Raw genomic sequence first — 1,724 nt, 5'->3', positions numbered from 1 at the left:
TCGCTCAACTCAATGCGCCGAGTTTTTACAGGAACCGATCGCACTTGTTGCAAACTCATCTCCAAATACTCTACCATCTCCGGCATGACAATGGCTTGCGCGCCGCGTTCTCCCAAAACAATCACATCGCCAGTTTTCTCCCTGACAATTCCCGTACCCAACATCGCCCCCAAAAAGTCGCGGTGAGAAGCTGTATCGAACAAGAAATTGCCAGCGATTTCTACCGCAGCAACGTTAACGCTAGCAGAGTCGATCGGGATATCCGATCGCGCGATCGCAATTCTTTGTCTTTCAGATTGCGGATAGCCTCCCCAAGCCACTAATTCCACGTCTGTTAACCGCTTAAATATCGTCAGAGTGTCCGCCAATTCTGGAGGCGACAAAAAATCAGTCTGAGTAACTTCCCAAGTTTTTATGGCTTGTTCGGCTTGGTCGATCGCCCGCGCCACACATTCGCGGTTTTCAAGGCCTTTTAACAGTTCTTCTCTTTGTAACATCAGTCAATTTTAGATTCTAATTTGAAATTGCCAAACCTTGCTGTCAGTAAAAAGTCTACTTTTTTAACAGTCGCACTAATTTAATTATAGTCTAAAATCATCAAATAACGATCTTATGATTTTAGTTGTTGGTAAAGCTGATATGATGAGCACGATTATTGTACCAAATGTATGAAGTTTTCGAGTATGGCAGCAAAATTGTCCACCCAACTACTTATTCTTCTTCACCCGCAAATACAGTTCTTCCATCGCCTCAATAAACGAACCATCCTTGTGCCAAAACTGTGGAAAATCTCCCTGTTTCTTCACCACGATCGCACTTACCCCACTTTGCGCTGCCACCTCAATCGTCTGCGGTAATCGCTTCGCACCATGCCAAAACTCTTTCAGGCTGACCGTTTGCGCCTCACTGGCGATCGCCCGCGTGTAATAGGAATCCACCGCCACAGGGGCCGCTGCATCCGCCGTTAACTCGGCAGAAAGCGCCATTCCCAAAGGCGTTTTTGCTAATTCGCGGTGCAGCACTTCCTTAGAAAGCCCCCGTAATTCAAACAGTAAAAATGGATCTTTGTCCAATTCGGCCGCCACCAAATAATAAACTCCGGCAATATGTTTGCAGGGATTGCTATAGTCTGGGCAAGAGCAAGTGGTTTTAAAGTCCTCACGGCTGCTGGGTAAAAGGTGCAATCCGAGGGGTGAGAAAGCATTTTCAATATTGTCGGGCATTTCGTTTATTAGCAGCCGGGAAATGAAGCTGGCTTTTGATGCCATTTGGGCGATCGCCACTTTCCACTTTTCCTGACTAATCGCCTGAAACTCAATTTTAGTTTTGTAGAGTGGCTCCTTATAAACCCCAAAATAAGGATTTACCGACCCCCTTACTTCTGCCATCACTAAGCCATCATTAATCTTAAAGCTTTTTACCTTGTCATTCCGTGCATAGGAACGTCCCCGTCCGAGTCGTCCAGAATCAGTAAATTTTTCCAGCCCATCGATAAATTTATTGCCCCACCAAGTCCGAGTAAATTGTGACATATTTTGAATTTTCTCCTAATCTAGAACCGCATTTTTATTGAGCCTAATTAATTTCTTAAATGCCTCATTATCCAACTCAGTCAACCACGACTCATCCGCACCAATAATTGACCCTGCCAATTTCTTTTTGTCCTCAATCATTTGGTCAATCTTTTCTTCCAAAGTGCCAATTGCCACAAACTTATGCACAAA

The 1,724-nt window shown here is 44.7% G+C and carries 2 protein-coding genes; both read right to left on the bottom strand.

Going from position 1 to position 1,724, the window contains the following annotated elements; genetic code table 11:
• The coding region (locus tag ACUVJL_RS29725) for a YlmH/Sll1252 family protein (RefSeq protein ID WP_445249126.1) at nucleotides 1–497 on the bottom strand (497 nt) is incomplete at its 3' end.
• 210 nt (nucleotides 498–707) lie between these two features.
• Complete coding sequence (locus tag ACUVJL_RS29720) at nucleotides 708–1,532, bottom strand: SWIM zinc finger family protein (protein ID WP_445249125.1); 825 nt, start codon at nucleotides 1,530–1,532, stop codon at nucleotides 708–710.
• Nucleotides 1,533–1,724: the final 192 nt, after the last annotated feature.

Source organism: Microcoleus sp. OTE_8_concoct_300 (assembly GCF_031383065.1).
Lineage (GTDB): Bacteria > Cyanobacteriota > Cyanobacteriia > Cyanobacteriales > Microcoleaceae > Microcoleus.
This window is presented reverse-complemented; position numbering and strand designations above follow the sequence as displayed.